The organism is Leisingera sp. ANG-Vp (assembly GCF_000813725.1).
GTDB lineage: Bacteria > Pseudomonadota > Alphaproteobacteria > Rhodobacterales > Rhodobacteraceae > Leisingera.
In genome coordinates this window covers 26765-33399 of record NZ_JWLD01000074.1, presented here as the reverse complement: position 1 = coordinate 33399, position 6635 = coordinate 26765, and the positions used below count along the sequence as shown (strand labels likewise).

6 protein-coding genes and 3 pseudogenes are annotated in these 6635 nt (G+C 56.8%); 4 read left to right on the top strand and 5 right to left on the bottom strand.

Translation table 11 applies throughout. The features are described from left to right. Positions 1-48 precede the first annotated feature (48 nt). Positions 49-204: pseudogene (locus tag RA20_RS26410) on the top strand (N-6 DNA methylase); the annotation flags it as partial. Between the two features lie 60 nt (positions 205-264). Here the strand turns inward: RA20_RS26410 and RA20_RS20950 are convergent. Genes RA20_RS20950 through RA20_RS20935 form a run of 4 tightly spaced genes read right to left on the bottom strand, consistent with a single transcriptional unit; the run spans position 265 to position 4819 of the window. Next, complete coding sequence (locus RA20_RS20950) at positions 265-1431, bottom strand: M20 family metallopeptidase (RefSeq protein WP_039133294.1); 1167 nt, start codon at positions 1429-1431, stop codon at positions 265-267. A 19-nt stretch (positions 1432-1450) separates the two neighbouring features. Next, entirely contained in the window at positions 1451-3154 is a 1704-nt protein-coding gene (betA, locus tag RA20_RS20945) for a choline dehydrogenase (RefSeq protein WP_039133291.1), read from the bottom strand. Further along, on the bottom strand, positions 3147-4460 hold the full coding sequence (locus RA20_RS20940; protein WP_193748893.1) for a pyridoxal phosphate-dependent decarboxylase family protein: 1314 nt from the start codon (positions 4458-4460) through the stop codon (positions 3147-3149). Before RA20_RS20940 ends, betA begins: the two co-directional genes overlap by 8 nt. After that, positions 4460-4819 carry a cupin domain-containing protein gene (locus RA20_RS20935; RefSeq protein ID WP_052249114.1) on the bottom strand — a complete coding sequence of 120 codons (360 nt, stop codon included), beginning with the start codon at positions 4817-4819 and terminating at the stop codon, positions 4460-4462. Before RA20_RS20935 ends, RA20_RS20940 begins: the two co-directional genes overlap by 1 nt. A 236-nt stretch (positions 4820-5055) precedes the next feature. Between RA20_RS20935 and RA20_RS20930 the strand changes: the two genes are divergently transcribed. Then, the gene (locus tag RA20_RS20930; protein ID WP_039133285.1) at positions 5056-5640 is read left to right on the top strand and encodes a TetR family transcriptional regulator; all 585 of its coding nucleotides are present in this window, start codon (positions 5056-5058) and stop codon (positions 5638-5640) included. A 98-nt stretch (positions 5641-5738) separates the two neighbouring features. Here the strand turns inward: RA20_RS20930 and RA20_RS25165 are convergent. Continuing rightward, a pseudogene (locus RA20_RS25165) lies at positions 5739-6054 on the bottom strand (IS5/IS1182 family transposase); the annotation flags it as partial. Between the two features lie 83 nt (positions 6055-6137). Between RA20_RS25165 and RA20_RS26245 the strand changes: the two are divergent. Both RA20_RS26245 and RA20_RS26240 read left to right on the top strand, forming a co-directional pair. Then, positions 6138-6368 carry a hypothetical protein gene (locus RA20_RS26245; RefSeq protein WP_241482308.1) on the top strand — a complete coding sequence of 77 codons (231 nt, stop codon included), beginning with the start codon at positions 6138-6140 and terminating at the stop codon, positions 6366-6368. Then, positions 6334-6635: pseudogene (locus RA20_RS26240) on the top strand (recombinase family protein); the annotation flags it as partial. The gene RA20_RS26245 and the pseudogene RA20_RS26240, both read left to right, overlap by 35 nt.

Here is a 6635-nt window from a genome sequence, read left to right as displayed (position 1 = left end):
GTCGGGGCGGCGCCGCCCCCCCCCGCCGCATTCAAGCGGCAAAACCAATTGGGGGATGGCACGAACGGGGCGCCGGACCATATCGGGAAAATCGTTTCGACCTACCAATTCCGGAAGGAAGAGGACCGCTATTCCAAGCGTGTGAGCAAGGAGTGTATTGCCGATGAAGGCCGCAATCTCAACATCTCTCGATACATCAGCACTGCGGTTCCGGAAGAGGAGAACAAGCCGACCAAAGGAGAGCCCTTTCCCGCAACCCCAAGCTTACTCAATGAGCTCCAGAACTGTTCCCAAGACAGTTTTGGTTACGGTTTCAATCAGGTTTATTTCGGCATACTCATTCAAGGTGTGGGCAGTCATAAATGGGCCCGCCCCAAACACAATCGTGGGAAACCCGAAATTCGGCGCGTCTGTTGCGCCTGAACAGGAACCCAAACCCGCGACGTGCCCAGTGACTTTCCGGAACGCATTTCTCGCAGCTTGGGCAATGGCGCAATCTTGGTCGACTTCCAGCGGCAAAGATACTGAATGCGGCTCAGTGAGTTCGTATTTCAAGCCTGGAACCATGTCGAGTTTCTGCCGGACCTCCTCATACACAATATCTGGCGTCTCGTGTGGCAAGGTTCGGCGGTCAACCTCAAGCTCGCAGAAGTCGGGAATGGCATGGGTGATAGTCCCGCCACGGATGACATTCATGGAAAACCGGGGGGCTCCGCACAGCGGGTGGTGCTCCCGTGCTTGCAATTCATCATCGTAAGACGAAAGTGCATTTAGGACTTGTGACATATCCGTAATAGCATTGTGTCCCAGCTCAGGTGAGCTGGAATGGCAGGAAGCGCCAAACGTGCGGATTTTGAAGGCAACGTCGCCGCGATGCGCCAAACATATCTTCAAGTCGGTTGGTTCCAGGATAATTCCGTAATCGGCAAAGGGACCATGCCAGCCCATGTCCGCCGAGCCGCGAAGCTGATACTCTTCATCTGCGACCCCGACTATCAGCAAATCGCCACGCAATGGGATATTCGTTTCGACAAGAATGCGCGCAATTTCGAGGTAAGTGGCAAAGGCGCTTTTCATATCGCAGGAACCGCGGCCATAAACCCGGTCTTCGGTCACCTTCGGCTCGAAAGGATCGGAATACCCTTCAACGGTGACCGTATCCATGTGACCCGCCAGCATGACGGTCGGCCCGTCCCCTGATCCGCGCAGCCTACCCCAGATATTTGGCCGCCCGGGCGCAATTTCCCTTTCCCCTGTCTCGAAGCCGAGCTGGTCTAAACGCTGCAAGAGATAATCACCGACTTCCCGCTCGCGGCGGCCTGGGCCGGGCAATTCATCATAGGGGTTCACGCTGGGAATTCGCACAACATCACTAAGTGTTCTGACAAGTTCATCCCGGCTTACCAATTCAACAAGGCCCTGCAGGTTCATTTTTGGTTCCTCACCTAATCTATGCTCTTTTGCGAATTGGTGCTCCGGGGCGTTGCGTGCTTTGCCATTCAGGCGAGCGAGCAAAGCCTGTTTGTGTATCCCGCAACAGCTGCTTCTCTCTCATGATGTCAGCCGCCCGTTCGGCCAGCGCAATTGTCGGGGCATTGATGTCGCCGCAGGTGGTGCGCGGCATGATCGAGGCATCGACAACGCGCAGATTTTGCACACCAAATACCCGAAGTTTGTTGTCGACCACCGCGTAACGGTCATCTTTCGATCCCATTTTGCAGGTGCAAGATGGATGCAGCGCGCTTTCGACCGACCGAGTGATAAAGGCGTCCAGAGCGTCATCATCCTGAATGTCTAACCCCGGCGCCAGTTCTTTGCCGCGGAATGCATCCATGGCCGGTTGCTCGATCACTTCCCGTGTCAAGCGCACAGCAGTGCGCATTTCGACCCAGTCCTGCGCCTTTGCCATATAATTGAAAACGACCTTTGGCTTGCTGAAGGGATCGCTGTTTCGAAGCGTCACGCTGCCCCGGCTGCGGGATCTCTTTGGTCCGACATGAATTTGAAACCCATGCCCCTTGTGCAAATTCAAACCATCGTAGGACAACGCCAAAGGAAGGAAATGCATCTGGATGTCCGGGTATGCGATGTTCACTTCGCTGCGAAGGAATGACCCTGCCTCAAAGTGATTGGTGGCGCCCGCGCCCTTGCGGGTCATCATCCATCGCAATCCGACTGCCAGCTTGTTGTGAAGCTTCAAAGACGGGTAAATCGAAACGGGCTTCTTGCAGGCGTATTGAACCAGAACTTCCAGGTGGTCCATCAGATTGGATCCGACACCGGGCAGGTCCACGACTGGGGAAATACCCAGGTCTTTCAGATCGCTGACCGGCCCCACACCTGATTGCAGCAATATTTTCGGGCTGGCGATTGCGCCGGCGCAAAGTACAACCTCCCTCGCCGCTGTGGCGGTTTCCCTGGCATTGCCCCGGGTAATTTCGACCCCGGTCACCTGCGTGCCATCGAACTGCAGCCGTTCTACGAAAGCCCCCGTCAGGACCGTCAAATTTTGCCGTTTCATGGCAGGGCGCAGATAGGCAACTGCGGTGCTGCAGCGTTCCCCGTCTCCGATGGACATATCAAGAGGCGCAAAGCCTTCCTGCTGGCTGGCATTGATGTCCGTGCTCAGCCCATACCCGGCCTGAGCGCCGGCCAGCATGAAGGCGTGAAACAGGGGATTGGTCAGATCTCCGCGCTGTGTCCGGAGCGGCCCCTCTGTTCCGCGCCACTCCGAGGCTGGCCCCGCGTAAGTTTCGCAGCGGCGGAAGTACGGAAGCATGCCGGCATAGTCCCAGCCGTCCGCACCGCTTTCCGCCCAGTACTCATAATCCATCGGGTTGCCGCGGATATAAACCATCCCATTTATCGAAGACGATCCGCCAAGCCCCTTGCCGCGTGGCACATTCATGACGCGGCCGCCCAAATGCGGCTCCGGTTCGGTCGAAAACCCCCAATTGAAACGGTTCATGTTCATGGGAATCGACAGGGCCGCGGGCATCCGTGTCCAGATGCTGCGCTCCGAGCCGCCAGCTTCGATCAGCAGGACCTGAACATTTGCATCTTCGGACAGGCGGTTTGCCATGACGCATCCAGCCGAGCCCGCTCCAATGATGACGTAGTCGTAGCACCCCAGTTCCGCGCGCTGGTTATCCATAGGTGGCTCCTTTGACGGTCTTGGGCCGGTAGCCGGCCCGGATAGCATCGGCGCATTCAGCCATGGCTGCGGCAAAGGCTTCCAGCAGCGGATCGTTGTCAAACGCGTCCAAGGTGCAATGAATTCCCGCCGGATCGCTGACCTGATTGATTTTCCAATCCCGTTCTTCCATCGCCGCGGCGACAAGCGAAGCGTCGATGTCGTTCCAGCCGAAGGTCACAACCGTGCCAATGGGATTCCCGAATATCCTCGTTTCATCAAGAGCCTCAATAAGGCCGACAAGCTTGGTCCGGTTGTGAATGATCTGCGCGGTCTGTGCTCTGTAGCCTTCCAGGCCAAGCCGCCGCATCACCGCATAAGCGCCTGCAAGCGAGCTCGCCGGGGGACTGCCGTTCATACCTGTGGATACCATCAGGCCTACCGGCCAGGTTCCTTCGGAAAAAGTATGCAAGTCAGTGAATTCCTGCTCGCGGCAGAACAGGATACCGGCGCCGATGGGGGCATAGACGTGCTTGTGCAAGTCAACCGAAACAGAGGTCACGCCGTCAAGGTCAAATGCAGATGCAGGAATAGATTCGCCCAAGTCACGCATCGTCCGGGCATAGGCCGCGCCTATGGCGCCATCCACGTGCAGCCAGGTGTTGTGTTCCAGCGCCAGTTCGGACAGATCTTCGATCGGGTCATACTGGCCATAGCAATAGTCGGGCGCCGAGCCGATAATGATCGCGGTGTTGCTGTCGACCCGTTTCCTGAAGTCCTCAGCCCTTGCTGCGAATTTTTCCCCAACGGGAACACGCCGGATTTCCAGGCCGAAATAATGCGCCGCCTTGTCGATGCTCAGGTGCGCAGTGTTCGACATAACGATGTTGAGCCCAGAGGGATCCTTTCCCTTCTGTTTGGCCCATTCCCGGGCTCCCAGCACTGCCAGAATATTGCTTTCGGTGCCGCCCAGGGTGAACGCGCCGGTAGCGGTTTTGGGAATCCCGGACACGACCCGGGCCATTCCCATGACGCTGTCATACATATGACCAATGCTTGGATGCAGGCGCCGGTAAAACAGGTTGTCATTCAAATACAGCTTGGCTGCCTCCGCAGGCGTTTCAAGAAGCCTTTCTTTCATTAGAGCTGTTGGTGCCATTGCCCAGCACGAAAGCTGCCCTTTCCGCAGGCTGATTTCTGTACGGTCGAAATCGTGCATGTTCCTGACAGCCTGCATGACTGTGTCATGATCCTGTCCGGTTTCTTCAAATTGCGAAACGATGCGGTTCGGGTCCTGACAGGCTTCATTCAACATCGCAGGCGCCATCATTTGATCATCACAAAATACTTGAGCATGGGTTCGTCTTGCTTCCAGACACCGCTGAATCCCTTGGGCAAAATCAGGGCAGACCCAGGCCCAAAGGTTTGGCTGCTGCCCCCCGGGTATTGCAGCTCCACAGTTCCCTCAAGAATGTACATGAACTCGTCATAGGGGTAGTCGTTGATCGTGTCGCAATAGGGTTCGCAGTACCACGTGCCAAGCCGCACCTCGTCTGAAGCCCGGTCCAAAGCCAGGCTTTCCCATTCAGTCGGCGGGATTGCGGTCGCCTGTGCCATCGGAAGCGGTCTTGGGGTGGCAGCAAGTGCATGGGTCTTTGCGCTGGTTAAATTGACTGCACGCTTCATGTCATTTCTCCCTGATTCTCCGACGCTGCGCCCGTTTGGCCTGCCGGTATTTCAATGCACTACCAAACACTGAACCGTGGTTCAATATTTAACTGAACCACGGTTCAGTGTTTGGTTGCAAGTCATTCAAAGTAACGTCAAAATAGGACCGAGACGGCAGTTTCGGTGAGCCCGAAGACCTGCTTAATCCGCCAGATTCGCGAGGTTCTTTTGTGTCCAGGCTTGAAAAATCGAACTTGAAAAAGAAGCAAATCATCGAAGCAGCGATGGCAGTTCTGTATGAACGCGGATTTTGCGACATGAAAATCAAGGATGTCGCTTTGAAGGCCGATGTCTCGGCAGGTCTTGTTTGCCACCACTTCGAAACAAAGAAAGGTCTGCTTCTGGCCTCTATGGAATATGCTGTCTCTCTTTACGGACAAAGGCTGCAGCAATTGGGCGGCCGGGGAATCCCGCCCCGGAAGGCGGTTTTGTCTATTGTTCAGATGGCCCTGGATCCTTCTCAATTCGGCAAAGAGCTTTCAGCGACCTGGCTTGCTCTATACTATCTGGCCGCCTGCGATGACGATTTCGACGCCTGCTTGGAAGCCTACAAGCAGCGAAGTTTCGACACGCTTCTATCTCTGACGGGCCAAATCTACGATGAGGAAATTGCGGTGAAACACGCTAGGACGGTAACCTCTCTCATCGACGGCTTCTGGCTCCAAAACTGTTCAAGAACGCATGGCCGGAAACCCAGAAGGAGTACTAATACTATGGATCAGGCTGTCGCAATTGTTGATCAGCTGCTGAGCCCCCCGGTTACGGTCGCGGACACGTAACTGCCAATTCAGCAAGATCCTCAGGTGCAACGGCCAGGAGAAGGGGTTTTGTTGCACAAATCGGTTGAATGCCGGTCCTCCGCTTTCCCAGTACGGATTTATCCTACGGGCTCGGTTACGGGAATGCCAAGAGTGGTGTAGCGGTTGAGCACGGCGATGCGGATTTGGATTTCCGCTACTTGCAGGTCGAAGTCTCTCGCCATCAGGCCTGTTCCAGAAGTTTCGCACAACGCATCTTGGTTTCGACGCGGTTTCGGCGGTGGTATCCACTCCACCGTCGCCAGATTGCGCGGCCCGGAAATCGCGATGCATTGGCAGCTTAATTGCGGGCGATGGCCCCTGGGTTTGTTGGTTTCCGCGGTTTGGCGGTTTTTGCGGCGGGATAGCGGCGCGGACAGTGCGGGCGGCGTCCGCAATAAGGCGGATCTACCGGACGGGCAGGAAATGTCTCCATTGGTGATCAGCACCGCAACCGCGCAACCATCGGCCGGGCAGAAGTGGAAGAGCGGGTTCTCTCCGGGCTGAAGCAGCGCCTGCTGGCGCCGGACTTGCTGGCGCAGTTCGCGGAGGAAAACCGCAAGGCCTTCAACGACGCCGCCGATGGGGCCTGCCAGGACCGGCAGAAAGCCGAACACTCCCTCAAGAAGTTGAAGAGCCGGATAGCAAAACATCCTGACCGCAATCGAGGACGGCATGTACACCGCCTCAATGAAGGACAAGATGTCTGAGCTGGAGGGAGAGAAGGCCCGCCTGGAGGCAGTCATCGCGGACAACCCGGAGCCCCCTGCCCTGCGGCTGCACCCGAGCCTGTCGGCGCGGTACCGGGAGCTGATCGAGGACCTGGCTAGCGCCCTGAATGCACCGGAGGTGCGGCGGGAGGCGGCGGCGTCGCTGCGAGCGCTGATTTCGGAGGTGCGGATGGTTTCTGACGCAGATGCGCCGGGCGGTCATCAGCTTGAACTTGTTGGGGAATTGGCGGGGGTGGTGGCCTTGGG

Bases quoted from the DNA above. Each gene is read 5' to 3' on its own strand.
- RA20_RS20950 (WP_039133294.1), bottom strand. From the start codon at position 1,431: ATGAACCTGCAGGGCCTTGTTGAATTGGTAAGCCGGGATGAACTTGTC.
- RA20_RS20935 (WP_052249114.1), bottom strand. From the start codon at position 4,819: ATGAAGCGTGCAGTCAATTTAACCAGCGCAAAGACCCATGCACTTGCT.
- RA20_RS20940 (WP_193748893.1), bottom strand. From the start codon at position 4,460: ATGGCGCCTGCGATGTTGAATGAAGCCTGTCAGGACCCGAACCGCATC.
- betA (WP_039133291.1), bottom strand. From the start codon at position 3,154: ATGGATAACCAGCGCGCGGAACTGGGGTGCTACGACTACGTCATCATT.